Genomic DNA, 24730 nt, shown 5'->3' on the forward strand with positions numbered 1-24730 from the left:
GGAATCCTCCTTGGTTACGATGTGTAAGCAACTGCATTGTCGATCAGAATCGGGTGCCGTACAAAAGGCACACGCGTGTGCGTCACTGACAAGGAGCTGTCGATGGCCGACGACGAACGCCTCTGTTCGATCCGGGGCGACCTGGGGCAGGCCGTCCGAAATCTACTCGACCGGATCGCGGACAAATGGGCGCTGCTCATCATCGCGACCCTGCACGATCGCCAGTTGAGGTTCACCGAGGTGCAGCGGCTGATTCCCGGCATCTCACAACGGATGCTGTCGCTGACCCTGCGAAAGCTCGAACGCGACGGTCTGGTCGCACGCACGGCGTATGCGGAGGTGCCGCCCCGAGTCGAGTACCGTCTCACCGACCTGGCGGACTCGCTGCTCCCTCATGCGATCGCGCTGGCCAACTGGGCGGCCGAGCACAACGACACCATCGGCATGAATCGTCGCGAGTACGACGCGAGGCGTGACGAGGAGACGGCATCGCGCCGACGACGCCGGATGCCCTGACGGCCGGCATCCCCAGCTCCGGACCGCGGCCGTCAATCCCTCGAACTCGCCACCGGCTTCTGTGGCGGCCTGCCGCGCAATGCCGACGCCACCGCCGCACAGATCGACAGTGCGATCGAGGCGGCGAAGACCACCACGAGGCCATCGTGGAAGGGCCCCGAGAGCAGATCCGGGAAGAAGCTGTGCCCGGTCAGGTGATCACGTTGGGCGGCCGTGAGCCCGTCGAGCGTTCCCGTTCCCGCGAGCAGGTGATCGATCGGGTTGACGCCGAGCATGGCCGAGAAGAGTGACGACACCGGCGGCAGGTTCGCGACATCGTTCGCGACGCCCGCCGACACCCCCTGCTGCTGGAGCCCGGACGACATCGCCTCGGGCAGATTTGCCGAGAGCCCGACCACCATGAGCGAGAAGAACACGCCGATCGACAGCGCCGTCCCGGAGTTCTGGAACGTGGCACGCATGCCCGACGCGACCCCGCGGTAGCGCGCAGGCACACTGCTCATGATCGACGATGTGTTGGGCGCGGCGAACATCCCCGTGCCCACGCCGTTCAGCGCGATCAACAGGGCGAAAGCCCAGTACGAGAAGGTGATCGGCAGGAACAGCAGCCCGACGAAGCTCGACCCGAACAGCACCATGCCGACGGTCGAGAATCCGCGCGCGCCGAATCGGTCCGACATCGCGCCGGTGAGCGGGCCGGACACGAAGAAGCCCAAGGTCAACGGCAGCATGAAGATACCCGCCCACAGTGGGGTGTCGGCATAGTCGTAGCCGTGCAGCGGCAACCAGATGCCCTGCAGCCAGATGATCAGGATGAACTGCAGTCCGCCCTGCGCCAGCGACGCACAGAGAGCCGCCCCGTTACCCGCCGAGAAGGCGCGGATCTTGAACAGGCCCAGCTCGATCATGGGTTCGGCCACACGCTTTTCGATGAGGACGAATGAAACGAGCAGCACCACCCCGGTCACCAACAAGGCGATCGTCGTCGGTGCGGTCCAGCCCATCGTGTGCCCACCATGGGGCTGCAGGCCGATCGTGATGGCGACGAGGACCGCGGACAGTCCGATCGCGAAGGTCCCGTTACCCCACCAATCGATCCGGCCGGGATGCCGTTCTCCGCTGTCGCGGAGTTTGAGATAGGCCCATAGAGTGAAGAAGACGCCGACCGGGACATTGACCCAGAACACGGCGCGCCAGTCCCAGGCCGCCAGCAACCCGCCGAGAACCAGCCCGGTGAGTTGGCCCGCCAGCGCCGCAACCTGGTTGAGTCCGAGTGCGAAGCCACGGCGATCGGCCGGGAAGGCATCGGTGAGAATCGCCGCGGAGTTGCCCGTGAGCATCGACCCGCCCAGGGCCTGGAGCACGCGCCAGGCGATCAGCCAGGTCGCGGCCGCCGAAGCGTGAAAAGGGTCGAACGACAACAGGATCGACGCCACTGTGAACACCGCGAAGCCCGCGTTGTAGATCCGCACGCGGCCGAACATGTCACCCAGCCGGCCCAGCGTGGTGACCGCCACCGCCTGGACGAGGCGATACCCCATGATCATCCAGAGCAGGTACCCGATGTTCTCCGATGCAAGGGGATCCAGGCCGATACCCCGGAAGATCGCGGGCAGCGAGATGATCACGATCGACCCGTCGAGCGCTGACATGAACACCGCCGCAGTGGTGTTCGACAACGCGACCCAGCGATAACCGTCGTCGGGTGTCGTGGGCGTCGGTGACGTGGACTGCAGCGCGGAGGACGTGCTCACAGCGCATCCCGCACTCGTTCGAGAAGCGGTAACGCGTCGGCCACGGTTGCGATCTCGTCAGCGCTCAACGTCGACGACATCGCCTCGGCGATGGAACGAGTGCTGTGATTGCGCCGGTCGGTGAGCGCCTCCCCACCAGCAGCGGTCAGACTCAGCAGGATGCGACGGCCATCGGTCGGGTCGGGCGCACGGACGATCAGCCCCCGCTCCTGCAGTGCGGCGATGGTGACCCCCATCGACTGGGGGCTGACGTGACCGTGCCGGGCCAGATCCGCGGCCGAACAGGAGCCGTCCCGATCCAGCCGGGCGAGAACCATCGTCTCCGGCACGCTCGGGTCGTCGGGGCCGCGGTGCTGGCGTAATTGGCGCACCAACGACCCGACGGTGATACGCAGCCCGGACGCCACATCGAGGACATCGCGATCGCCATCAGCCATTTCATCAACCTAACTTGATCAGTTTCTCCTGATCAAGTCGGACATACCGACTGTTTCGACGACGACCTCGCCTCGCAACCGGCCGCGGAGTCCGTCGAATCCGACACCGGCTCGGGCCGATTCGGATGAATCGGACAAAGTTCGTGGCGATCCGCGGGCTGACGAAGCCTGAGTGATCGAGTGCACATCCGGACGTCTAGATTGGGCCGCTGACGGTACACAATTCTGAGGGAGTCGGTGTGGTGACGAACGAAGACGTCGAAGTCCGGGCATCCACGGAACGCGACGAGGGCTACCAACGGGGTCTGACCACCCGGACGGTCCAGATGATCGCGATCGGCGGCGCGATCGGCACCGGCCTGTTCTACGGTTCCGGCGGCGCGATCGAGAAGGCCGGGCCGGCTCTCATCCTCGCCTACGCCCTCGCGGGCCTGGCGATCTTCATCGTCATGCGCGCGCTCGGCGAATTGCTGATCTACCGACCGATCTCGGGCGGCATCAGCGAGTACGCCGACGAGTTCCTGGGCCGCTTCGCCGGCTTCAGCCAGGGGTGGACCTACTGGGCCGTGTGGACAACGACCTGCATGGCCGAGATCACCGTGGCCGGCAAGTACATCAACTACTGGTGGCCGTCCATCCCCGTCTGGGTGACGGCGCTGGTCGCGCTGATGGTCCTCTTCGGCGCGAACCTGATCTCGGTCGGCATGTTCGGTCGCGCGGAGTTCTGGTTCTCGGCGATCAAGGTCACCGCGATCCTCGGCATGATCATCGTCGGCATCGGGGTGCTGCTGCCGATCGCGGGCCTGGGACCCGACACCGGCCCATCGGTGACGAATCTGTGGAGTGACGGCGGCTTCTTCGCGACCGGGTTCACCAATGCGTTGCTGAGCCTGCAGATCGTGATGTTCGCCTACGTGGGTGTGGAACTCGTCGGCGTGACCGCCGGTGAGGCGCAGAACCCGAGGGTCACGTTGCGCAAGGCCATCAACTCCGTTCCGTTCCGCATCGGCGTCTTCTATGTGGGCTCCCTCGTCGTGATCCTGTCGGTACGGAGCTGGCGCGACTTCCAGGAGGGCCAGAGTCCGTTCGTGTCGGTGTTCGAATACATCGGAATCCCTGGTGCGGCAGGCATCGTCAACTTCGTGCTGCTGACCGCCGCACTGTCGTCGTGCAACTCCGGCATCTACTCCACCGGCCGGATGGTGCGTTCGCTGGCCCAGCGCGGCGATGCACCACGGCAACTCGCTCGGCTGTCCGGTCGCCAGGTCCCCATCGGGGGAATCGTGCTGAGTGCCGTGGTGATGGTGGCCGGTGTCGTCGTGAACGTGATCGACCCAGACCACGCCTTCTCCTACATCACCTCGGTGTCCACGGTCGGCATCATCGTCGTGTGGGGAACGATCCTGGTGTGTCACATGGCCTATCGCAAGAAGGTGGCCCGCGGAGAGCTTCCGGCGTCGGACTATCGAGTGCCGGGCGCGCCGGTCACCACCTGGGCTGCGCTGGCCTTTCTCCTCATGGTGTTCGTTCTGCTGTTCTTCGACACCGACGGCCGCGTCGCGTTGATCGTCGGCGCGGTCTGGTTTGCCTGCGTGGGAATCGGCTACCTGGCGTGGTCGCGTGGTAGATCGCTCGCCGGAACGCGCTGACCGACGTGCGGTAGATCGCCCGTCTCCGGCCGACCCATTCGGTCGACTCCCCAGCTTCGTTCGACGTAACCGATCACCCGTGCGACGTCCTCGGACGGAACATCTTCGGTCGCACCGTCTTCGAGCGGGTCGGCGTGAAAGATGTACAGCCGCGAGGCGAATTGTTCGAAGGGCAGCGATCCCTCGCCTGGTCGCTCACCGTTGCCTGCCGTGCCGACCACCACCGAGTCTCCCCAGTCCTGCCCGCTGTCGTTGTTCGGGTTGAAGAAATAGACGCGGATGACACCGTTCGGGTCCGCGGCGACCCGCAGGATGGTGATCGCATGCCAGCCGACGTAGCGCGCGGCGCTGTCGGTGAACGCGATCCCGGCGGGTTGCGGGTGGATGAGCGGCTGATTGCCGTTGTAGCCGGGGTGGTACGCCGCGTAGAACTGACGGATGAAATCGTCGAGGTCGATGATGTCGCCGGTCGCCACGTCGACGTTGATCCGGAAGCCCCGGGCCGACCACCAACCGTGGAACTCCGGGTTCACCCAGCGATGTGGGTCACCGGGACGGTCGGCACAGCGGCGGACCATCTCCGCGTAGATCCGATCGAGATGCGGAACCACCAGGAGCGAAACAGGATCCAGATCGATCGGATCGGCCGTGGCGACCCCGCCGACGCTCTCCACCGACGACACGCGCTGCCCTTCGAAATGGGCGACGACCTCGTCGTCGCGGGCCGCCCAGGCCACCACCTGCAGCAGATAGTCGGGATCGTTGTACGCCCACATCGACAACGCACGGGCCGACTGGCAGGTCGGATTATCCCCCTGCCCGACACCCAGCGGCTGGCCGAGCATCGACAGCAGGCCGCCGATGAGCAGCGACTCGGGATCGACGGCGGGGCCGAAAGCCGACTGCAGACGTCGGGAGACCGTCGACGAGAGCTTCAGCGCCAGTTGCCGCCACAGCGACGGGACCACCGGTGGCTGATGCAGGATTCCGCGGTCGAGCAGCAACGCGAGGCCGTACAGGCACTGCGCGTTCTGCGGATGCACGGTCCGGGTGATCAGCTCGAGCACCAGGTCGGTGTAGCGGAGCAGACAGTTGCGCCCCACCTCCGACAACCCGAGCGCTTCAGGGAGGAGAAAGACGTTGTCGTCCACCAGGAACCGGGCCAACGCGGCGTGGTACGGGGACACGAGGCCGGTGTCGTGCATGGCTCGCGCGAATCCGCGTGCCTCGAACTCGAGCCCTTCGGCGTCCATCGCCGACAATCGCGACAGATAGACGTCGGTGCCCGGATCCTCCCGACATGCCTCGGTCGGCCCGAAGAGCGCCGTGGTCAGCCGATCGAGACCCTGCGCGGACGTGCCGAGGTCGACGTCGGGATCGTTGCGATGGACCGCGATCCGCGTGACCATGGCCTTGACGTGATCGACCTGGATGGGTCGCTGCCGGAGTATCCGCCAGATCTCCTCGACCAACTCGTCGAGCACGCTGTCGTAGCCGATCTGGTCGAGAACGTAGCCGAAGACCTCGCGGATCACCTTGGCGGCGCTCCCCTGTCGCACGCGCTCGGCCTCCGACGGCGGCGCGAGCAGCAGGTCGAGGTTCATCGCGAGGATCTGTGACAGGAACCGCCGGGCGTCGTCGGCCGTCATGTCGGCATGGTCGTAGTCGCCCATCGCGATCGCGACCATCCGCAACTCGCTCGTCGACTCCAGGATCACGGTGTCGGTGTGACCACTGCGCAGGCTGGGACCGGCGAGCGCCGGCACCAGGATGCTCGGTTGATCCCAGTCGGTCCCGGCAAAGACGCCGGCACTCTCGAGTGTTGCGGCGCGGTCGCGCACGGCCGCGCAGCCACCCTCCTGGGTGAGCACACGGCGCAGCGCATCGAGGACCCGACGCACTTTGCCGACCTTGGCGAAGTCCGGCGCGTCGAGCATGGCCGCGGTGGCGTGATCGAGTTGCTCGACCCGGGTTGCCAGCGCCCGGCCGGAGTCGGTGTGGTCCGAAGAAGGCACTAGCACCCTTTGCTGTCCTCACGGTCCGCACAGGGCACGCGTGGTGGCCCCGTCCAGATCTCATACGTAGAAGTCGAGCTCTTCTTGCTGTTTGAGCAGATCCCGCATCCGGTAGGGATCCTCCCCGAAGAAGTACAGCAGACCCCAGTGCGTCCCGAAAGCCGTGCGCTTGGTGACCGTCTCCTCGAGGGGTTCCGCGAGATCGTTGGTCTCGTAATAGTCGTCGTCTGCGGTCACGTCGGGGATCTCCAGGTTGGAGACCACACGGCGACGTGGATACACACCGAAACAACCCGCGACACCGCTCGCGTCCACCACCTCGCGCGGGAAGAACGCGTCGATCTCCTCCTCGGTGGTCTTCGGATCGAAGGAGAGCACCAGGGCCTGGTAGGCGTTGAACCCGTATGCGCGTTCGAGCAGCTCGAACACCTTGAAGCCCGGCGGCCGGTAGGCGACCTCGCCGAAGTACATCTCGCCGTCGTTGGTGACGAAGTACTCCGGGTGCACGAAGCCGAAGTCGATCTCGAATGTCTTGATCAGCTTCTCGATCTGCGCGGTGATCGCCGGACGATACTTCTCGAGCTCGGGGGTGGCTGGCACGAACACCGAGTACCCCAGTGTCACGTACTCCGAGATGTTGAGGAACTTGATCTTGCCGTTGTGGATCCAGGCCTCGACCGCGAACTCCCAGCCGTCCAGGTGGGACTCCATCAGCACCGGGAACTCTTCCTCGGGAATCGTGTCGACCTCGTCGGGTGTCCGGATCACCCGATGTCCGAGGCATCCCGCCTTGTCGAACGCCTTGAGGTGAATCGGGTCGTTGGGGTCGCCGTCGAGCTTGAGCAGTGTCTGGTTCACGCGGCGGAGGAACCGGACCACGTCGTCGCGGTCGTGCGCCTCCTCGAAGATGCCGACGCGGATGCCGCCGAGTTGCGCGCGACGTTTCATCAGCGCCTTGTCGCGCAGCAGCATCGCCTGCCCGAACAGGCGCGGCTTGTTCATCAGCACGGAATTGATGGCGCCCGCCCACTCGACGGTCTCCTCGAACAGCGGAATCGCGACGTCGACCCCCATGTCCTGCAAGGTCTCGGCGATCTCGAGGGACCGATCGTTCAGGCGTTCGAAATTCCACGGTACGTAGGGAATGTCGTGTTCAGAGCAGTATTCTTGCGCCCAATCGGGCGCAACCACCACATATCTGCGGTCGAATCGATCGAGGGCCTCGATGGCCCCGAGACTCCAACCGAGCAGTGCCACAAACCCCTTGTCGGGGTTCTTCGCTGTCTTCGCAGGCTTGGTCATGCATGTCCTCTCGCTCAGATCGTGCGCGATTCATGCTCTCTGGTCCTGCGCACAACCGTACAGAGGCGCCCGACGACCGCGCGCGGTGCCGCCACCTCCGAGTTGCGACGAGAGAATCTTCCATTCTCGATCGTGAAGATGAATTGCGCTGTGCCTGTTCAGCGCTCACCCTTGTGCACTCACAGGGTGCACTCACGCGCAATCCCGACCGTCCCACACACAGTGCAACGCCCGCCTAGGCTGGTGGTCGTGTTCGATGTGGAACGGGACCCGACTGCGGTCGAACTGGGTCTGTTCGTGCCGCAGCCACCTGCCGCAGTGTGGCGCGCGCTCACGGAGCCGGCACTCCTCGAGCGCTGGCTGGCATCGACCATCGGGTTCGCGACCGAGGTCGGGACGACGTTCATCCTGGAGATCCCCGCCGACCCACCCGCAGAGGTGGCATGTCAGGTACTGACAGTCGACCACGGGCGACGATTCACCCACAGCTACACGGACTTGCGCGGCAATCCGCCTGCACGCTGGTTCGTCGACTGGCGGCTCGAACCACAGGGCCGGGGCACACGGGTGCTCTTGACCCACAGCGGTTTCGACCTCGACGACCGCCTGCAGAAGATGGCGCGCAACGCGATCGAGCGAGGCTGGCGCAATCGGTTGCTGCCGAGGCTCACCGACGTCGTCGCCGACGTCGGGCTCTGATCGATCTCGACGTGCATTCACGTTCAGGCAGCGGAACATCGCGCAGGACACTCCCGAAGCCGCTAGCCTTTGCACACATCGTGGTGAGACGTTCTGGAGGTCGAACAGCAATGAGGCATAACAGCATCCGAGCCGTGGTCGCCCGCCGCGGACCGGACGTGACCCGATGAGTCTCGTCGCGGGACACGGTCCCCTGAGCGGGAATCCGGCCGGTTGGTTCTCGGGTGCGCTTCCGGCGGATCTGGTGTTCGTCGAGCCGCATCCGCGCCGCATCCAGGCGATCCGCGACGGACAGACGGTCCTCGACACCGAACGCGCGGTGATGGTGCATCGACCCGGTCAGTTCCTCAGTTACGCGTTTCCGGTCGACGAGGTCGGCGGACTGCCCACCGAACCCGAGCCGCAGGCCCCGGGGTTTGTCCACGTCCCCTGGGACGCTGTCGACGAGTGGTACGAGGAAGGCCGCAAGCTCGTCTGGTACCCGCCGAACCCCTACCACCGGGTCGACTGCCGACCGACCACCCGGGGCCTACGCGTCGACGTCGCGGGCGTGACCCTCGTCGACACCACCGACACCGTCATCGTCTTCGAGACCGCCTTGGAACCGGTGCTCTATGTGGCATCGGCGCACGTGCGCACCGATCTGCTGCGCCGCGGCGACCTGACCACCTATTGCAACTACAAGGGCAACGCCACCTACTGGAGCGCGGTCATCGGTGACACCGTGGTCGAGAACGTCGCCTGGAGCTACGAGGATGTGCTGCCGGAGAGCACTCTCATCCGTGGACATCTCAGCTTCGACCCGGCCAAGGCGGATGTGCTCGCCGAGCTTCCGGTGCGTGCCCCGGGAGCTGCGGATTGCGGCTGCGAGATCTAGGCCCCCTACAGCCTTGCGCGCGCCGCCACTGCTGCATCAGATGTGCGCAGCGGACGGATGAGACCGTCCTGGACGAAGGACGCCAGGAGCGCACCGTCGTCGGTGTGCACCGTGCCGCGCACATAGGACATACCCGCACCGACCTGCGTGCTCTCGTGAGAATAGAGAATCCACCCACTCCACCGGACCGGCTCGTGAAAGCTGATCCCGATGGTCATCGGCGCGGTGGACACGGTGAGATGCGCCTGGCTGGTGCCGATCCCGGCGTGCGCACGCATCGTGGTCGAGATGCCGAGATGGCCGGTGAAGTGCGCCAGCAGCGCCTTGGCCAGGTCGTCGCGCTGTGGGACCGGATCGTATTTCACCCAGGCGTACAGCTCCGGCGGCCCCACCTCGTCCGGACTGTTGACCTCGTGGACGTCGACCAGACGCACATCGCGGCCTGGCAAGGGCATTCGTGCGGCAAAGGCCTCGTCGGGCGCGGCGACCATCGGGCGCGGGAGGTGGTGGGTGATCAGGTCTTCGGTCGGGACGTCGGCGAGGACGGTCACCGTGACGCATCGCCTGCCGTTCTGCGAGGCGGCGACGACGGCGGTCGCCACGGACCGCCCCTCGTGGACGACGTCGACGTCGAACTCCACCACCGGACCGACCGTGACCGCCCGTGCGAACACGGCCTGCGCCGACCGTATCGACTTGTCCGGGAACCGCTTGGCGGCAGCGACGATCGCCTGCGCGAGTACCTGCGTGCCCTCCACGACCACGCGGCCCTCCTCGCCCTCGATCCCGGTCGCGCCGGTGAATCGATCCGGTCCGGCGGGCTGCACGTCGAACAGGTCGAGAAGTACGTCGAGCGACCAGGCGGTCTCGTCGGATGTCGTCGTCATATCGGTTTGCTCTCTCCCGTCCCCGTGTCCAGCACTGTGATCGTGGCCACCGCGAACGCTACTGGATTCGCACTGGATCGTGATCGGTGTGTTCGTGCCGAGAACACACAGTGGAGCGACATCCACCTCCGTTCCGACGAGCCACCTTCGAACCGTACGACGGTGAATTGTCGGAACAGGGGTGGTCGGGTCGACGGCGGAACGCCGTCAGGCCGGCTCGCGCATCACCCCGACATGCCGCACCTGACCGGAGATGCCCGGAAGTTCCTTCACCGGCGTCCAGGTGCGCAAACCGTTCGTACTGTCGGAGTACAGCTGCTTTCCTCTGGTGTAGGCGTCGAGGTACATCCGCCAGGCGCCGCTCGGCAGCTGGACCACGGCCGGGCCCTCCACATACGTTCCCCAATTCCCGGGCGGGACGAACCGATAGGGCCCGACCAGTGACGACGCGACCGCATGCTGGATGACTTTCTTCGTCTCGTTCTTGGTGAACGCGTGATAGGTCGCACCCACCTTGACCACGGTGGTGTCGATGTGGTCCGCGCCGATCCCGGCGAGCGGAACCGGTGGGCTCCACAGCCGCAGCGAGGGCTCGAGGGCGGTCATCAGGTAGGGCACGAACCCGCCACCGGTCGACATCGACAGGATGACGTTGATGCGGCCACCCTCCACGAACCATTCGGGCGCCCAGGACTTGGTGGTGAACGGCGACAGGGACGGACCATCGCTGGAACCGGCCGACCCGGAGGATCCCGGCCCGCTTGACGAGCCGAGCCCCCTCCCGTCCCCCGTTCCCGGTAGGAACGCACAGCAGAACGGGGTCGGATAGTTGTGCAGGAACGTCCAGTTCACGCGATCACGGCTACGCGCGAACCCGATGTTCGCGCCGTCGGCCGTCGTGTAGGTGATGTAGTACCACCCATCGGTATTACGGAAGATGCTCGCGTCCCGCACACGCCCGGACGGGGGCCGATATGCCGACCTGCGGAGGAGCTGGAATGTCGTGCCGTCCCCGGACCCGTAGACGTCCATGTCGCGGTCGGTCGCGCTGCTGAACGCCACCATCGTGTATCGCCAGCCGGTCGACGGGGCGGCGCCACTGCTCCCCGAGGCCGTCACGAGCAGTGCCGCGACAGCGAGCAGCACCACCGTCACGCCGGAAAAAGTGGTGGTTCGCTTCGTGAGGATCACCGATGCAGTATCGACGGCGACCAGCACCCTGTGCGCGGCTTTTGCCACAGCCGGGCGAAATTGTTACTGGTGGGGCCACAGTGTCACATCCAGGCGACTCGCCACTCACTGCTCGGTGACGCGACCACCGTCCACCTGCCAGACGCGACCGAGACGCACGTTCGCCAACATGCGGCGATCATGGGTCACCAGCAGGACGGCGCCGTCGTAGGAGTGCAACGCGGATTCGAGTTGCTCGATGGCGGCGAGGTCGAGGTGATTGGTGGGCTCGTCGAGTACCAGGACATTGGTGCCCCGCGCCTGCAGCAGGGCCAGCGCAGCGCGGGTGCGTTCTCCGGGTGACAGATCGGCCACAGGACGGTCGACGTGATCGGCGCGGAGCCCGAACTTCGCGAGCAGCGTACGCACCTCTGCCGTCGTGAAGTCGGGAACGAGTTCCTCGAATCGCTCGGCGAGTGGCCGCGACCCAGCGAATTCGGCACGCGTCTGGTCGATTTCGCCGATCGCGACGTTCGCGCCCAACTGCGCGGTCCCGGCCTGGGGTGTGATCCGACCGAGGATGAGCCGCAGCAGGGTCGACTTCCCGGCCCCGTTGGGGCCGGTGATACCGATCCGGTCGCCCGCGTTCACCTGTAGTGATACCGGACCGAGAACGAAATCTCCCTGTCGCACAACGGCATTGTTGAGCGTCGACACGACTGAGCTCGAACGTGGGGCGGCGCCGATGGTGAACTCGAGCACCCATTCCTTACGGGGTTCGGCGACCTCGTCCAGACGCGCGATCCGACTCTCCATCTGGCGGACCTTCTGCGCCTGTTTCTCGCTGGATTCGGTGGCCGCGCGCCGACGGATCTTGTCGTTGTCCGGCGCCTTGCGCATCGCGTTGCGCACACCCTGACTGGACCATTCACGTTGTGTTCGCGCCCGCGCCACCAGATCGGCCTTCTTCTCGGCGAACTCCTCATATTCTGCACGCCGGTGCCGGCGCGCGACTTCGCGTTCCTGCAAGTAGCTGTCGTAACCGCCGCCGAAGAGCGTGTTGGTGTGTTGCGCGAGATCGAGTTCGAGCACGCCGGTGACACTGCGGGACAAGAACTCCCGGTCGTGACTCACCAGCACCACACCGCCACGCATGGCGCCGACCACGCCCTCCAGCCGATCGAGTCCATCGAGATCGAGGTCGTTGGTCGGCTCGTCGAGCAGCACCACGTCGAACCGCGAACACAGCAACGCGGCCAAACCCACCCGCGCGGCCTGTCCGCCGGAGAGATCGGTCATCATCGCCGATTCCGGCGCCACCACCCCGCTGTCGAGGCCCAGATCGGCGAGGACTTCGGGCAGACGCTCGTCGAGGTCGGCGGCACCGGTCACCAGCCAGTGGTCGAGCGCCGCAGCGTAGGCGTCGGCCGGATCGACTGGGCCGGTCGCGCCCGAGGGGTCGGCGAGGACGGCCGCGGCCGCGTCCATGGCCTGCGTCGCGGCCGCACAGCCGGTGCGGCGGGCGACATAGTGGCCGACCGTCTCGCCGGGAACCCGAGCGTGCTCCTGCGGCAGCCAGCCGACGAATGCATCGGCCGGCGCGCGCGTCACCCGGCCGTCGAGCGGTGCGAGGTCACCTGCGAGCACCCTGAGCAGCGTTGTCTTTCCCGACCCGTTGGCCCCGACCACGCCGATCACGTCACCCGGCGCGACCGTGAGATCAAGATGGTCGAACAGCACACGGTGCGCATACCCGCCGGCGATGTCCTTGGCGACGAGTGTTGCGGTCATGAAGAGATGATCGCACCTCGATCGGAACCGAGGTCAGACGCGTTCATCCTCGGCCGTCAGCCGGCTGGTACCAGCTACTCCTGCGACCGCCGTGCCGAGTCAGATGTCTCCGCCCACCGCACGCACCCTGAACCGCTCCGCGAAGCGAGCGGTGAAGAGGTCGAAGCCTTTTCGTTCGATGACGTCGGTCAGAGACGCCCGCATCGCATCACCCTCGGGGCCCGGGAGCTGGCCGACGCCACCTCGAGTACCCAGCGGCAAGAGGATGCGTGGAAGCAGCGCCGGTTGGTACGCCGACAGGGTCGGCTCACCGTGCAGCTGCGCCCGGATGTTGTCGACGACGACCAGCGCCTGCGTCTGGGCATGGGTGGCCATCTTGGCGTCGGTCAGGTCGGCGATGTCGCCGACTGCGTAGACGTTCTCGTACCCCACCACATTCAGGTGCTCATCGACGGGGACCGTGTGACGGTCGGTCAACGGGACCAGGGCCCCGTCATCGAGGTAACCGGTGTTGACCCGCGCCCCGTAGCAACGGAACCAGATGTCCGCGGTGATCGATTCGCCCGCGTCGGTGGTCACCGTGAAAGTGGCTTCGGCCCCCATCTCGACCGACGGCAACGCGGCCAGACGGGTGTCGAGGCGCATCTCCACGCCCATTCTGTCGAGCTGGCGACGGAGATCGGCTCGGACGTCCGGAAGGAAGCCGGGCAGTACGTCGGCCGACGGGTCGACAACGGTGATGCGCTTGTCCGGCCACACGTCGTGTATCTCGCCTGCCAGCTCGAGCCCGACCGGGCCGGCCCCGAGGATCAGCACCCGCCCGGACCTGGCGAGCTCGGCGTTCGTGACGCGTAGGTCCTCGACCGCCTGTTCGGTACTGGCGGTCATGTGACGCGGAGCCGCTGGATAGGGATGACTGGATCCGGTTGCCAGGACCAGATGGTCGGCATCGACGCGGCTGCCGTCCGACAGGAACACACCGCCGGGATCCGCGGAGGCCACCGTCCCCTGGACGACGCGACCCTGCGTGAGCAGACATCGATAGTCGAAGAACGGCCGGTGGGCCCAGTCCGGTTGCGTCAGCGCACGAAGCGAGGCCGCGACGTTGACGAAGGCATCCCGGGGATCGATGAGAGTGACCTCTGCGTCGTCGTCCAGAGACCTGGCGATGTGGGTTCCGGCGTATCCACCGCCGACGACCACGACCCTGCGTCGCATGTGTTGAGACCTTCCACCGAGACAGTTGATACGACAACTCTATCGCGCTCTGTTGATGCGTCAACTCTTGGCCGGATATAGTGCTCCCATGACCGAGGCGTCGGCGTTGTCGCCCGAGGATTGGGCGTTCTGGGATCGCTGGATGCAAGCGCAGCGCCGGCTCGCCGCGGAGGTCGACCGGGCACTGCAGCGCGATTTCGGTATCTCCAAGGCCGAGTTCAGCATTCTCGTGACCCTCCACCACACTGCTGACGGTCGACTCCGGGTCACCGAACTGGCCGATCGCCTCGACTGGGACAAGAGCCGCGTCGCGCATCAACTCACACGGATGGAAGGTCGGGGCCTGCTCGAACGGAGTGAATCCGGTGCCGGACGCAGGACCGGCGTCGCGCTCACAACCTCAGGGCGAGAGGTGGTCGAACGCGCTGTCGAGGGACATGCCGCGAACGTCCGTCGGCTGGGCCTCGACCTGCTCACCCCTGATCAAAAGGCAGCCATCGACGGATGGAGCCAGGCACTCATCGATCACCTGGCCCTGCCGTCCTCTCGGGACAGTCCGCCTGCGGATTCGTGATGCGCCTGACCGATGGGTGCGTGATCGTCAGACTTCAGCTGCGGTACTTGGTCAGCAACCCTTCAGGGATGTGGCAGAACTCCTCAGGGAAACGTGCGAGCCGATGCTGATGTTCTTCGGCACTTCGCACATAGTTGTCGAGCGGCAGCACTTCGACGGCAACGCAATCGGCGTCGTCCCTCGCGGCGATGAAGTCTCGCGCCTGTTCGAGGTGCGTCGGCCTGTCGGAGTACACGCCGGTGCGATATTTCTCGCCGACATCCGGCCCCTGTTTGTTCACGCTGTACGGATCGATGATCTCGAAGAAGTACACCATCAGTTGCCCGACGCTCACGACGGTCGGGTCGAATCGCGTCCGTACACATTCGGCGTACCCGTCATAGTCACCGTCGAGGGACTGACTGGTGCCGTTGGCCCGTCCGGCCTCGGTGAACGTCACCCCTGGCAACGTCGCGATGAACGCCTGCACGCCCCACAGACAGCCGCCCGCGAAGTAGACGTCTTCGGTCTCGCGCTCCACACCCACGTGGGCGATGGTACGGGCCACCCGACGCGTCGGGACGAACCCCTCGATCAGACGTTGAACCGGAACTCCACCGGATCGCGGTACAGACCAACCTTTGCCGTGGACTCAACTGTCCATTCGCCATGCGCCGCCGGTGCGGACGAACACAATCCGGCTGTGACGACGGTCCTGAGACCCTTGCCAGAACTCGACACGGTCCGGCACGACACGCCACAGCACCCAATCATCCGGGTCCACGCGGTTCTGAGCAGCAGTACTTCTGGCTCGCAGATCAGCCAAGCTCTCCTCATGCGATCCCTCGACCACTCTGCCCCGCACCCGAACGGACCGGACGAGTGGCTGCCACCAGAAGGTGAGCGCAGCGTGCGGGCTCGACGCAAGCTGCTCACCTTTCACGCTCGATCTCGTACTAGCGAATGCCCATCCACGGACATCGATCTCCTTCAGCACCAGGACCCGCGCGTCCGGTACACCGCACGGATCAACGGTCGACAGCGTCATCGCGTGCGGCTCGGGCACACCTGAGCTTCGGGCGACATCAAGCCATTCGAGGAACAGATCCACCGGGTCGCCCGGCAAGCTGTCGAGATCGAGTGGCGGCGCGTCACCCGACAACGAGGGCAGGTCCCGCAGGAGCAGTCTGGTGTCGATGGTCATGCGGACTTCAGCGGCGTGATCGCAGCAACCTGATCCCGCAGCGAGCGCCGCTCGAGCCGAAGTTCGTAGTTCGTCTGTAGGTTCATCCAGAACTCCTCGGATGTCCCGAAGTACCTCGCCAGCCGGATCGCCGTATCCGCGGTGATCCCCCGCTTGCCGTGCACGATCTCGTTGATCCGTCGCGGCGGCACGCCAATAGATACGGCCAGCTTGTTCTGCGTGATCTCGAAGCCCTCGATGAAGTCCTCCATCAGGATCTCTCCCGGGTGAATCGGCTCGATCATGTCCTTCTCAGTGGTAGTCGACGAGTTCGACATCTTCTGCACCTCCTTCCGACCAGACGAAACAGATGCGCCACTGCGCGTTCACGCGGATGCTGTGCTGTCCACGGCGGTCACCGACCAGGCGCTCCAACCGGTTTCCTGGCGGTATCCGGAGGTCTTCGACGTCCTTCGCCGCATGAACCAGCTCCAGCTTCCGCAAGGTCGCCCGCTGAACCGTCCGGTCGACGCGCTTGACGTACTGCTCGTGCCAGATCCGCTCGGCTTCTTTGCTGCCGAACGATCTGATCACAGCAGCATTTTATAACGTATAGCGTCAATAACGCTATACGTTAAACCGGAACTCCACCACGTCGCCGTCCTGCATGACGTAGTCCTTGCCCTCCATGCGCACCTTGCCCGCCGCCTTCGCGGCGGCCATCGTGCCGGCGGTGTCGAGGTCGTCGAAGGAGACGATCTCGGCCTTGATGAAGCCCTTCTCGAAGTCGGTGTGGATGACGCCTGCCGCCTTGGGTGCGGTGTCGCCGCGATGGATCGTCCAGGCGCGCGACTCCTTGGGTCCCGCGGTCAGATAGGTCTGCAGCCCGAGCGTGTGGAAGCCGGCGCGGGCCAGTGACCGCAGTCCGGGTTCGGTCTGGCCGATCGAGTCGAGGAGCTCTTGCGCGTCCTCCTCGTCGAGCTCGAGGAGTTCGCTCTCCACCTTCGCGTCGAGGAAGACGGCGTCGGCAGGCGCGATGGAATCGCGGAGTTCTTGCTTCCGCGCGTCGTCGGTCAGCACCGACTCGTCGGCATTGAAGACGTAGAGGAACGGCTTCGCGGTCATCAGGTGGAGTTCGCGAACCGCCGACAGATCGAACGAATCCTTCTGGGAGAACAGCGTCTTGCCCTCGTTGAGGAGTTCCTGCGCCTTCTGCGTGGCCGCGACGGTCTCGGCGAGATCCTTGTTCTTGCGCGCGTCCTTCTCCAGACGCGGCAAGGCCTTCTCGATGGTCTGCAGGTCGGCCAGGATCAGCTCGGTCTCGATGACGCCGATGTCCGACAGCGGATCCACCCGGCCGTCGACATGCACCACGTCGTCGTCGGCGAAGACGCGGACCACCTGACAGATGGCGTCGGCCTCACGGATGTTGGCGAGGAACTGGTTGCCCATGCCCTCGCCTTCGGACGCGCCCTTGACGATTCCGGCGATGTCGACGAAGGAGACGGTCGCGGGCAGGATGCGTTCGCTGCTGAAGATCTCGGCCAGCCGGTCGAGGCGCTTGTCGGGCAGCTCGACGACGCCGATGTTCGGCTCGATGGTCGCGAACGGGTAGTTGGCGGCCAGCACGTCGTTGCGGGTCAACGCGTTGAACAGGGTCGACTTACCGACGTTGGGAAGGCCGACGATTCCGAGGGTGAGACTCACGGGCGACCAGTCTATCCGCCGCAGGTCGTGGATCGGCGGGCGCCGTCGGTGCCATCGGTGAAAAAGCGGTTGCTGTCGGCGGGTCCTGGTCCGGGTCGGGTCAGGAGCGGGTGGCGGTGCCGGGGTCGTCGGCCGGGGCGTCGGGCGGCGGGTCGTCGTCGGGAACGCTCTTGTGGGCCGTCACCGGAGTGCCCTCTGGCGGCAGCGACTCCCCGGCGCGCAATGCGATCTGCTCGTTGAGGTACCGCAGCACCACCGCGATGGCCGCGGCGGCGGGCACCGCCAGGAATGCACCGGTGATTCCGAACAGCGTGCCGCCGAGAGTCACCGCGAGCAGCACGATCACCGCGTGCAGGTCCATGGACTTCGACTGCAGCCACGGCTGCAACACGTTTCCCTCGAGCTGTTGGACCGCCAGGATGATCCCCAGCACGATCAGTGCAGTGGTGAGGCCGTTCGACACCAGGGCGATCAACACCGCGAGGGCGCCCGCGACGAATGCACCGACGATCGGGATGAACCCGCCGAGGAATGTGATCACCACCAGCACTCCGGCGAGCGGCACCTGCAGGATGAACAGGCCGGCACCGATCAGGGTCGCATCGACAAAACTCACGATCGCCTGGGTCCGGATGAAGCCGCCGAGACTGGTCCACATGCGGGTCAGCACCTCGCCGACGTGGGTCCCGGACGGTTTGCCGACCGTGCGGTCGAGCCACGGGATGAACTTCGGCCCGTCCTTGAGGAAGAAGAAGACGAGGATGAGGGCGGTGAACAGCGTGACGAGAATCGAGGTGGCGGTGCCCACCCCGCTGAACACACCTGCCGCGATACTCGACGCGCTCGACTGCAACTTGTCGGTGACCGTGTTGACGATGTTGTCGAGCTGTTCGTCTTTGACGTTGAGCGGCGGCCCCTGAATCCAGTCCTGGAGTTTGTGCACACCGTCGGTCGCCCGCGATGCCAGCTCGGGTGCCTGACGCACGATGGACGGCACGATCAGACTGATCACCCCGGCCAGCACCCCGACGCCGAGCAGCATCATCACCAGCGATGCCGCCGCGGGCGGGACGCCACGTTTGCGCATCCAGCGGACGGGCGGCCACAGCACCGTGCAGACGATGATCGCGAACAGGATCGGCAACAACACGACCCAGAACTTGCCGAGGAGCCAGAACAGGATCCACAGCGCCGCGACGACCAGGACGATCTGCAGCGACACGACCGAACTCGCCTTCAGCCCGGTGAGAACCACCCGAGCCCTGGTCGGATATGCGCCGTCGGTGCCGCTGGCGGGACTGTCCGAGCTGTCCGGCACGCCCGATTCTTCTGTCACGCAGAGATCGTCACATACCGGGTCTGCGTCTGGGCCCATCCGCGGGTGTGTCGGGCCGGACGCGCATCACACTTCGGAGAATCACCCTTGGTGGTGCCGCTTGATTCTGCGTTCGACGTAGCGGACCAGTTCGTTGACCGCCTCGAGCTGCAAGACGAGTGGCGACATCGGCGCAACCGTTGGCGACGTCGGGCTCGCTTCGCCCGTCGCCTCGGGCGCGACCCGCCGGTCGTGCAACGGCGGCGGCGAGGGCGGTGCCGCACCCGCCGGTTCCTGCTGCGCTGCGCTCTGGACCGTCTCGGGTCCGTACAGGCCCATCATGATCTCGAGCCCCCACGCCGGGAATTCCGACAGCGGGAGTTCGTCGTGCCGACCTCGTTGTCGAGCACCGGTGAACGGTGTGTTCATGGGCTCATCGTGCCAGGAATTGTTATCTACGTCACCAATTTCCCCAATCCGGCACGCCTCAGACGGCCGTGTCCGATTCCCGCCAGAATCCGTCGGCGATCGGTGTCAGAGTTGTCTGGTGACCACGACGATCAGCGTTCCCGACACCCTGGACTTCGATCGGTGCTATCGCGCCGTGTCGTCGCGAGACGCACGGTTCGACGGACAGTTCTTCGTCGCCGTGCACACCACCGGGATCTACTGCCGGCCGTCGTGTCCCGCGCTGACGCCTCGCGCGCAGAACGTGCATTTCGTGCTGACCGCTGCCGCCGCACAACAGGAGGGGTACCGGGCCTGCCGGCGTTGTGCCCCCGATGCGGTCCCCGGTTCCCCGCGCTGGAACACGGGCGCCGATCTGTCCTCACGCGCCATGCGACTGATCGCCGACGGTGTGGTGGAACGAGATGGCGTCGACGGCCTGGCCGCCAGACTGGGCTACACGCCACGGCATCTGAACCGGGTGCTGACCAGCGAACTCGGCGTCGGTCCCCTCGCGCTGGCCCGGGCACATCGCGCCGCCACCGCGCGGGTCCTGATCCAGTGCACGCCGATGCCCATGGCCGATATCGCCTTCGCCGCCGGCTTCACCAGTGTCCGGCAGTTCAACGACACCGTCCGGGAGGTCTTCGCCCTCACGCCGAGCCGCCTAAGGAAGTTGCCGTCGCCCAACAGCCGGCCGGAGCAGGGCGCCGTCGGAGAGGTGACCCTGCGACTCGCGCACCGGATGCCGCTGGACACCCGCTGGCTGCACTGGTTCCTCTCCGCGCATGCCGTTGCGGGCGGCGAACTGGTGGAGGCCACCACCGATGGCTCCTGGCGTTATCGGCGCACGATGCGACTCCCACACGGCCCGGCCCTGGCCACCATCGAACCCGGGCCCGCACACATGATCGCGACCATCACCCATCTCGACATGCGCGATCTCGGCGTCGCGGTCAACCGCCTCCGGCGGTTGCTCGATCTGGACGCCGACCCGGTCAGCACCGACCTCGCGCTGCGGACCGACCCTTCGCTGGCGCCGCTGGTCGACGCCGCGCCGGGCCTGCGGGTCCCCGGGTCGGTGGACCCGACCGAGACCCTGATCCGGACGATGATCGGTCAGCAGATCAGCGTGAAGGCGGCCCGGCACCATACGACACACCTGGTCGAGACGCTCGGACAGCCGGTGTCGTGGCCGCCCGATGCCGACGCGGAGCACTCGCCCACCGCAGGCTGGACGCTGTTTCCCGACGCGGCCACGATCGCCGAGCACGGGCACCGGGTGCTGACCGGGCCCAAGCGCCGCGTCGAGGCCATCCTCGCCGTCGCCGAGGCCATCGCCGACGGCCGTCTGGACATGCACGCCGGCCGCACGGCCGCCGAACTGCGGGCCGCCTTGATCGAGCTACCCGGGATCGGGGCCTGGACCGCCGACTACGTGGCGATGCGGGTCACCGGCGAGCCGGACATCCTGCTCGATCGCGACCTCGTCGTCGCACGGGCCGCCACAGAACTGGGTATCGATCTGCCCGACGGTGCGCAGGCGTGGTCGCCGTGGCGCTCGTACGCATCGATGCATCTGTGGCGCCACCGGCTGTCGGTGACCGAGCCGATACTGAGCGGACCGATCACGAGCGAGCAGACGTCGACGCACCATTCCACGCGGGCCCCGTCCTCAGGATCGCGAATCGCCCGAGCGGCGCAGACGCGGTCGACCCCACCAACTCGTCGGCAGCAACTCGACGAGCCTGCAGAAGGAGCACGATGACATCCACGATCTCGAACCCCACGACGACCGCCACCGCGGCCACCACCACGGCCCGCTGGACGTCGGTGCCCACGCCCGACGGCACATTCACCGTCGTCGCCGACGACGCCGATCGCGTCCTGGCCTCGGGCTGGACCGACGACCCGGAGTACCTGGCCGCGCTCGTCCACCGCTCCATCCGGCCGGACCGGTTGCGACGCGGCCGACTCGACGGGCTCCGTGAACGGGTGGACGCGTACTACGCGGGCACCTTCGATGCTCTCGACGCCGTCGAGGTCGTCCAGCATTCGGGCCCGTTCCTCGAGCACGCGTGGTCGGTGCTGCGAACGGTGACGCCCGGCGCACCGGTGACCTACACGCAGTTCGCAGAACTCTCCGGCAACCCCGCCGCGATCCGCGGCGCGGCGTCGGCGTGTTCACGCAACGCTGCGGCGTTGTTCGTCCCCTGCCACCGAGTGCTGCGCAGCGACGGCTCGCTCGGCGGGTTTCGCTACGGCCTCGAGGTGAAGCGCTCACTACTCGACCGTGAGGATCCCGCGGCCGGGTAGCGATCCGGCTCCGCCGGCGATCGCGGGTGTGGTCCACTGTCGGACCCGTCGAGCACCATGACGGCCATGAACACCTCAGTGATCCTCGCCCTGATCGCCGGCGTGATCCTCGGCGGGCTGGTCGGGTGGCTCGCGCACGCGTCGCGGTCCGCCGCCGCCCTCGCCGCTGCGAGGGCCGAACTGCACTCCGTGCGGGCCGCGCACGATCTCGCAGCCCGTTCACTCTCGTCGGCGAGCGAGGATGCGGCGCGGCGCCAATCCTCGGCCATCGGCACGCAGGTCGCACACATCGTCGACCCGCTCAGGGCCGTGCTCGGCCAGCTCTCCGACGAGTTGCGTCGAACCGAACACCATCGGATCAGCGCGTACTCAGGTCTCACCGAGCAGGTGCGGGGTATGCACGCCGTGTCGACGCAACTGACCGACCAGACCAGGCAGCTGGCCAATGCCCTGCACACACCTCAGGTCCGCGGTCGGTGGGGCGAGCTGCAACTCGAGCGGGTGGTCGAGCTGGCCGGGATGACGCGGCACTGCGACTTCTCGACGCAGGTGTCCGCGGACGGGTCGTCGGGGCCGGTGCGGCCGGACATGGTGGTCCACCTCGCGGGTGACCGGAACATCGTGGTGGACGCCAAGGTGCCGCTGCAGTCGTATCTCGCCGCCATCGAGGAGCCGGACCCGGCGACCGCCGACCGGCTGCTCGGCGAACATGCCCGGGCCGTCCGCTCCCACATCACGCAGCTGTCGTCGAAGGCGTATTGGTCGGCTTTCGACAACACCCCGGAGATGGTGGTGCTGTTCGTACCGAGTGATCCGGTGCTCGAGGCCGCGGTCCGTGCCGACGGAGAGCTCATCGAGTTCGGTTTCGGCAAGAACGTGGTCCTCACCACTCCGTCGACCCTCATCGCCCTGCTGCGCACCGTCGCGCTCGGCTGGCGGCACGACGCGATGGCGCGCGATGCCGCTGTGATCCATCAGCTCGGGACCGAACTGCACCATCGTCTCGGCGGCGTGCTCGGCCACCTCGACCGGCTGGGCGGGTCGTTGCGCCGCGCCGTCGAATCCTTCAACTCGACGGTCGGTGCAGTCGATGCTCGCGTAGGCGTCACAGCTCGCAAACTGGCCGAATTGGACGCCCTCCAGGGTGAGCCGCAGCACAATTCCACCGCCCCGATCGACATCACCGTCCGCACTGCGGGAGGCATCCGGACCAGCGACGACACATCCGAAACGGGGCAATGGGCAACATCACCCGGTGGTTAACAGTTTTCGGGGGGTTAACCGGTACCGTCTAGATGTGTCTTCTGCCCCGCAACAGCGATCAGCGGTACCGCTGGATCAGCAATCCGTGCTGCCGACGGTCCGCGGCCTCCCGTGGTGGGGCGGCGTGCTGGTGGCCACCGTCATCACGGGTATCGGTGCGGCGATCGATGCGAGCAACACCGACGCCCTCGGCGGCATCTTCAAGTTCTGCTATCTGGTCGGCTGCGTCGTCGCAGCGCTCGCCGTGCGGCGACGCGCATTGTTCACCGCCGCGGCCCAGCCGCCCCTCATCGCGTTCCTCGTCGGTGTCATCACGCTCTATGGCCTCAACTCCGACCAGGCCTCGTCCGGCCTGAAGAGCCTCATCTTCAAGGTCCTGCTCCCGATTGCCGACGCCTTCCCCTGGATGCTGCTGACGTTCTTGGTGACCCTCGGTCTCGTCGTGGCGCGGTGGTACCTCACCCGCGACCGCTCCACCGGCATCGGTCTCCGGCGATCGAAGGGATCGACGCCGAAGCCCAGCCCCGCCACGACCGCCGACCGCCGACCGCGTACCGCCACCAAGCGCGCCGCTCGTCCGGCCGCGACCAAGGCTCGGCCTGCCGAATCCGGCGACCGGAGAAAGCCTGCTTCCGCCGCGCAGAAGTCTCGCCAGCCACGTCCGGCCCCGGAAGGCGCGGCCGACGGTGCCGGTGTCCCGAAGGGTCAGAAGGTCGTCGACGAACCGGCCACCCGCGCGGCCGCCCCGACCAAACGCTCCGAGGGCGGCAAGCGGGCGGCTGCCGACCGGCCGCAGGCAACCAAGCGCCGCGCGACAGCGGGCGCAGTACAACGGGCCGAGGCCGGCGAGCTCATCGGCCCCGGCGAGGAGTCGATCGGCGAGACGATCGCGCCGCCGGCCACCCAGGCCCGACCCACCGCCGGTGCGGCAGCCCGTCGACGGTCACCGTCGTCGGCGGCCGATCACGCTCGCTACGAGTCGGCCACACCGCAGCCGTCGGCCTCGCGCTATCCGTCGACCCGCGCGCGCAATCGAGGCTGACAGCACTCACGTCACGCCGGGGAAACGGTCTCGAACCACTCGCCCAGTCGACGTGCCGCGTCATCGACCAGTGATGGCCAGTCCATCGCACCCTCGTCGGCGCCGTCGCTGACCACCTTCACCATTCGACAGGGCACCCCGAACTCCGCACTCACATGGGCGATGGCGCAACCCTCCATGTCCACCAGGTCGGCTCGCGCGGCCAGCGTCGCGCGTCGCACCGGGTCGGCGACGAAAGTGTCCCCGGACGCCAGCACGGTGCCGTCCCCGTCGGGCATCTCCCATCGGTCGACCACCGGATAGCCCATCGAGCGCAGCTCGGTACTGCTGATGTCGTGCTCGATGACGGTCGACGGCTGGAAGATGCCCGAGTGGTGGTCGTGGAGTGCACCGGCGGTTCCCACGTTGACGATCTGACGGACCGGCGCATCGCCGCCGACGGCGGCCAGCAGTCTGGTGAGGGCCGTTGCCGCGCGGACCTTGCCGATGCCGGTGATCAGGACACGGGTACCCGTCGGCACGTAGCGCGCCTCGGCTCGGGTGGCGGCGACGACGAGCGTGCCGGGGTCGATTGTCACGCAGTGAAACT

25 protein-coding genes are annotated in these 24730 nt (G+C 66.5%); 9 read left to right on the top strand and 16 right to left on the bottom strand.

Annotation, left to right across the window (positions count from 1 at the left end; genetic code table 11):
* The first annotated feature begins 102 nt into the window (after nucleotides 1–102).
* Nucleotides 103–516, top strand: a complete 414-nt coding sequence (locus IDF66_RS02725; RefSeq protein WP_164308932.1) for a winged helix-turn-helix transcriptional regulator — start codon at nucleotides 103–105, stop codon at nucleotides 514–516.
* A gap of 32 nt (nucleotides 517–548) precedes the next feature.
* Here the strand turns inward: IDF66_RS02725 and IDF66_RS02730 are convergent, their stop codons facing one another.
* Together IDF66_RS02730 and IDF66_RS02735 are read right to left on the bottom strand one after the other, a co-directional pair.
* Entirely contained in the window at nucleotides 549–2270 is a 1722-nt protein-coding gene (locus tag IDF66_RS02730) for an MFS transporter (protein ID WP_317628567.1), read from the bottom strand.
* A complete protein-coding gene (locus tag IDF66_RS02735; protein WP_164308931.1) occupies nucleotides 2267–2707 on the bottom strand; it encodes a MarR family winged helix-turn-helix transcriptional regulator in 441 nt (146 codons plus the stop codon). The genes IDF66_RS02730 and IDF66_RS02735 overlap by 4 nt, the downstream gene beginning before the upstream one ends.
* 242 nt (nucleotides 2708–2949) lie before the next feature.
* Between IDF66_RS02735 and IDF66_RS02740 the strand changes: the two genes are divergently transcribed.
* The gene (locus IDF66_RS02740) at nucleotides 2950–4356 is read left to right on the top strand and encodes an amino acid permease (RefSeq protein WP_190266279.1); all 1407 of its coding nucleotides are present in this window, start codon (nucleotides 2950–2952) and stop codon (nucleotides 4354–4356) included.
* Here the strand turns inward: IDF66_RS02740 and IDF66_RS02745 are convergent.
* Together IDF66_RS02745 and IDF66_RS02750 are read right to left on the bottom strand one after the other, a co-directional pair.
* Nucleotides 4311–6293 (bottom strand): hypothetical protein, encoded by a 1983-nt coding sequence (locus IDF66_RS02745; RefSeq protein ID WP_223309246.1) that lies wholly within the window; start codon nucleotides 6291–6293, stop codon nucleotides 4311–4313. The two genes, IDF66_RS02740 and IDF66_RS02745, sit on opposite strands and share 46 nt — an antisense overlap.
* A gap of 138 nt (nucleotides 6294–6431) precedes the next feature.
* Nucleotides 6432–7673, bottom strand: a complete 1242-nt coding sequence (locus IDF66_RS02750; protein ID WP_190265634.1) for an ATP-grasp domain-containing protein — start codon at nucleotides 7671–7673, stop codon at nucleotides 6432–6434.
* Nucleotides 7674–7922: 249 nt separating this feature from the next.
* Here IDF66_RS02750 and IDF66_RS02755 point away from each other — a divergent pair, with 249 nt between their 5' ends.
* Together IDF66_RS02755 and IDF66_RS02760 are read left to right on the top strand one after the other, a co-directional pair.
* Nucleotides 7923–8372, top strand: a complete 450-nt coding sequence (locus IDF66_RS02755; RefSeq protein WP_203588642.1) for an SRPBCC family protein — start codon at nucleotides 7923–7925, stop codon at nucleotides 8370–8372.
* A gap of 166 nt (nucleotides 8373–8538) precedes the next feature.
* Complete coding sequence (locus IDF66_RS02760; RefSeq protein ID WP_190265635.1) at nucleotides 8539–9249, top strand: DUF427 domain-containing protein; 711 nt, start codon at nucleotides 8539–8541, stop codon at nucleotides 9247–9249.
* Between the two features lie 5 nt (nucleotides 9250–9254).
* Here the strand turns inward: IDF66_RS02760 and IDF66_RS02765 are convergent, their stop codons facing one another.
* The 4 genes from IDF66_RS02765 to IDF66_RS02780 form a co-directional block, all read right to left on the bottom strand.
* Nucleotides 9255–10136 carry an acyl-CoA thioesterase gene (locus IDF66_RS02765; protein WP_190265636.1) on the bottom strand — a complete coding sequence of 294 codons (882 nt, stop codon included), beginning with the start codon at nucleotides 10134–10136 and terminating at the stop codon, nucleotides 9255–9257.
* A gap of 207 nt (nucleotides 10137–10343) precedes the next feature.
* Complete coding sequence (locus tag IDF66_RS02770; protein WP_388000717.1) at nucleotides 10344–11327, bottom strand: glycoside hydrolase family protein; 984 nt, start codon at nucleotides 11325–11327, stop codon at nucleotides 10344–10346.
* A gap of 105 nt (nucleotides 11328–11432) precedes the next feature.
* The gene (locus IDF66_RS02775) at nucleotides 11433–13097 is read right to left on the bottom strand and encodes an ABC-F family ATP-binding cassette domain-containing protein (RefSeq protein WP_190265637.1); all 1665 of its coding nucleotides are present in this window, start codon (nucleotides 13095–13097) and stop codon (nucleotides 11433–11435) included.
* A gap of 99 nt (nucleotides 13098–13196) precedes the next feature.
* The gene (locus tag IDF66_RS02780; RefSeq protein ID WP_190265638.1) at nucleotides 13197–14315 is read right to left on the bottom strand and encodes an NAD(P)/FAD-dependent oxidoreductase; all 1119 of its coding nucleotides are present in this window, start codon (nucleotides 14313–14315) and stop codon (nucleotides 13197–13199) included.
* Between the two features lie 88 nt (nucleotides 14316–14403).
* Here IDF66_RS02780 and IDF66_RS02785 point away from each other — a divergent pair, with 88 nt between their 5' ends.
* Nucleotides 14404–14889, top strand: a complete 486-nt coding sequence (locus IDF66_RS02785; RefSeq protein ID WP_190265639.1) for a MarR family winged helix-turn-helix transcriptional regulator — start codon at nucleotides 14404–14406, stop codon at nucleotides 14887–14889.
* A 34-nt stretch (nucleotides 14890–14923) separates the two neighbouring features.
* Here the strand turns inward: IDF66_RS02785 and IDF66_RS02790 are convergent, their stop codons facing one another.
* The 7 genes from IDF66_RS02790 to IDF66_RS02820 all read right to left on the bottom strand — a co-directional run bounded on the left by IDF66_RS02790 (nucleotide 14924) and on the right by IDF66_RS02820 (nucleotide 19502).
* The gene (locus IDF66_RS02790) at nucleotides 14924–15415 is read right to left on the bottom strand and encodes a peptide-methionine (S)-S-oxide reductase (RefSeq protein WP_317628568.1); all 492 of its coding nucleotides are present in this window, start codon (nucleotides 15413–15415) and stop codon (nucleotides 14924–14926) included.
* Between the two features lie 105 nt (nucleotides 15416–15520).
* Nucleotides 15521–16030, bottom strand: coding sequence for a pyridoxine/pyridoxamine 5'-phosphate oxidase (locus tag IDF66_RS02795; RefSeq protein WP_223309095.1), 510 nt, complete (start codon nucleotides 16028–16030; stop codon nucleotides 15521–15523).
* 38 nt (nucleotides 16031–16068) lie between these two features.
* Nucleotides 16069–16356 carry a HigA family addiction module antitoxin gene (locus tag IDF66_RS02800; protein WP_223309096.1) on the bottom strand — a complete coding sequence of 96 codons (288 nt, stop codon included), beginning with the start codon at nucleotides 16354–16356 and terminating at the stop codon, nucleotides 16069–16071.
* Nucleotides 16357–16363: 7 nt separating this feature from the next.
* Nucleotides 16364–16645 carry a type II toxin-antitoxin system RelE/ParE family toxin gene (locus IDF66_RS02805; protein WP_190265642.1) on the bottom strand — a complete coding sequence of 94 codons (282 nt, stop codon included), beginning with the start codon at nucleotides 16643–16645 and terminating at the stop codon, nucleotides 16364–16366.
* 33 nt (nucleotides 16646–16678) lie between these two features.
* A complete protein-coding gene (gene ychF / locus IDF66_RS02810) occupies nucleotides 16679–17758 on the bottom strand; it encodes a redox-regulated ATPase YchF (protein WP_164308919.1) in 1080 nt (359 codons plus the stop codon).
* 100 nt (nucleotides 17759–17858) lie between these two features.
* A complete protein-coding gene (locus tag IDF66_RS02815; RefSeq protein WP_190265643.1) occupies nucleotides 17859–19133 on the bottom strand; it encodes an AI-2E family transporter in 1275 nt (424 codons plus the stop codon).
* Nucleotides 19134–19175: 42 nt separating this feature from the next.
* A complete protein-coding gene (locus IDF66_RS02820) occupies nucleotides 19176–19502 on the bottom strand; it encodes a hypothetical protein (protein WP_190265644.1) in 327 nt (108 codons plus the stop codon).
* Nucleotides 19503–19620: 118 nt separating this feature from the next.
* Between IDF66_RS02820 and IDF66_RS02825 the strand changes: the two genes are divergently transcribed.
* Genes IDF66_RS02825 through IDF66_RS02840 form a run of 4 tightly spaced genes read left to right on the top strand, consistent with a single transcriptional unit; the run spans nucleotide 19621 to nucleotide 24141 of the window.
* On the top strand, nucleotides 19621–21288 hold the full coding sequence (locus tag IDF66_RS02825; protein WP_317628569.1) for a DNA-3-methyladenine glycosylase 2 family protein: 1668 nt from the start codon (nucleotides 19621–19623) through the stop codon (nucleotides 21286–21288).
* A complete protein-coding gene (locus IDF66_RS02830) occupies nucleotides 21285–21836 on the top strand; it encodes a methylated-DNA--[protein]-cysteine S-methyltransferase (RefSeq protein ID WP_190265646.1) in 552 nt (183 codons plus the stop codon). The genes IDF66_RS02825 and IDF66_RS02830 overlap by 4 nt, the downstream gene beginning before the upstream one ends.
* A 57-nt stretch (nucleotides 21837–21893) precedes the next feature.
* Nucleotides 21894–23099, top strand: coding sequence for a DNA recombination protein RmuC (locus IDF66_RS02835; protein ID WP_190265647.1), 1206 nt, complete (start codon nucleotides 21894–21896; stop codon nucleotides 23097–23099).
* A gap of 34 nt (nucleotides 23100–23133) precedes the next feature.
* A complete protein-coding gene (locus tag IDF66_RS02840) occupies nucleotides 23134–24141 on the top strand; it encodes a DUF6542 domain-containing protein (protein WP_190265648.1) in 1008 nt (335 codons plus the stop codon).
* An 11-nt stretch (nucleotides 24142–24152) separates the two neighbouring features.
* On the opposite strand, the gene IDF66_RS02845 is transcribed toward IDF66_RS02840, so the two are convergent.
* Nucleotides 24153–24719, bottom strand: a complete 567-nt coding sequence (locus IDF66_RS02845) for a nucleosidase (protein ID WP_190265649.1) — start codon at nucleotides 24717–24719, stop codon at nucleotides 24153–24155.
* Nucleotides 24720–24730 lie beyond the last annotated feature (11 nt).

The organism is Gordonia hankookensis (assembly GCF_014673215.1).
In the GTDB taxonomy this organism is placed as follows: Bacteria; Actinomycetota; Actinomycetes; order Mycobacteriales; family Mycobacteriaceae; genus Gordonia; species Gordonia hankookensis.

Bases quoted from the DNA above. Each gene is read 5' to 3' on its own strand.
- IDF66_RS02830 (WP_190265646.1), top strand. From the start codon at position 21,285: ATGACATCCACGATCTCGAACCCCACGACGACCGCCACCGCGGCCACC.
- IDF66_RS02750 (WP_190265634.1), bottom strand. From the start codon at position 7,673: ATGACCAAGCCTGCGAAGACAGCGAAGAACCCCGACAAGGGGTTTGTG.
- IDF66_RS02760 (WP_190265635.1), top strand. From the start codon at position 8,539: ATGAGTCTCGTCGCGGGACACGGTCCCCTGAGCGGGAATCCGGCCGGT.
- IDF66_RS02820 (WP_190265644.1), bottom strand. From the start codon at position 19,502: ATGAACACACCGTTCACCGGTGCTCGACAACGAGGTCGGCACGACGAA.
- IDF66_RS02785 (WP_190265639.1), top strand. From the start codon at position 14,404: ATGACCGAGGCGTCGGCGTTGTCGCCCGAGGATTGGGCGTTCTGGGAT.
- IDF66_RS02725 (WP_164308932.1), top strand. From the start codon at position 103: ATGGCCGACGACGAACGCCTCTGTTCGATCCGGGGCGACCTGGGGCAG.
- IDF66_RS02815 (WP_190265643.1), bottom strand. From the start codon at position 19,133: ATGGGCCCAGACGCAGACCCGGTATGTGACGATCTCTGCGTGACAGAA.
- IDF66_RS02735 (WP_164308931.1), bottom strand. From the start codon at position 2,707: ATGGCTGATGGCGATCGCGATGTCCTCGATGTGGCGTCCGGGCTGCGT.
- IDF66_RS02835 (WP_190265647.1), top strand. From the start codon at position 21,894: ATGACGGCCATGAACACCTCAGTGATCCTCGCCCTGATCGCCGGCGTG.
- IDF66_RS02780 (WP_190265638.1), bottom strand. From the start codon at position 14,315: ATGCGACGCAGGGTCGTGGTCGTCGGCGGTGGATACGCCGGAACCCAC.
- IDF66_RS02800 (WP_223309096.1), bottom strand. From the start codon at position 16,356: ATGATCGAGCCGATTCACCCGGGAGAGATCCTGATGGAGGACTTCATC.
- IDF66_RS02765 (WP_190265636.1), bottom strand. From the start codon at position 10,136: ATGACGACGACATCCGACGAGACCGCCTGGTCGCTCGACGTACTTCTC.
- IDF66_RS02775 (WP_190265637.1), bottom strand. From the start codon at position 13,097: ATGACCGCAACACTCGTCGCCAAGGACATCGCCGGCGGGTATGCGCAC.
- IDF66_RS02745 (WP_223309246.1), bottom strand. From the start codon at position 6,293: ATGCTCGACGCGCCGGACTTCGCCAAGGTCGGCAAAGTGCGTCGGGTC.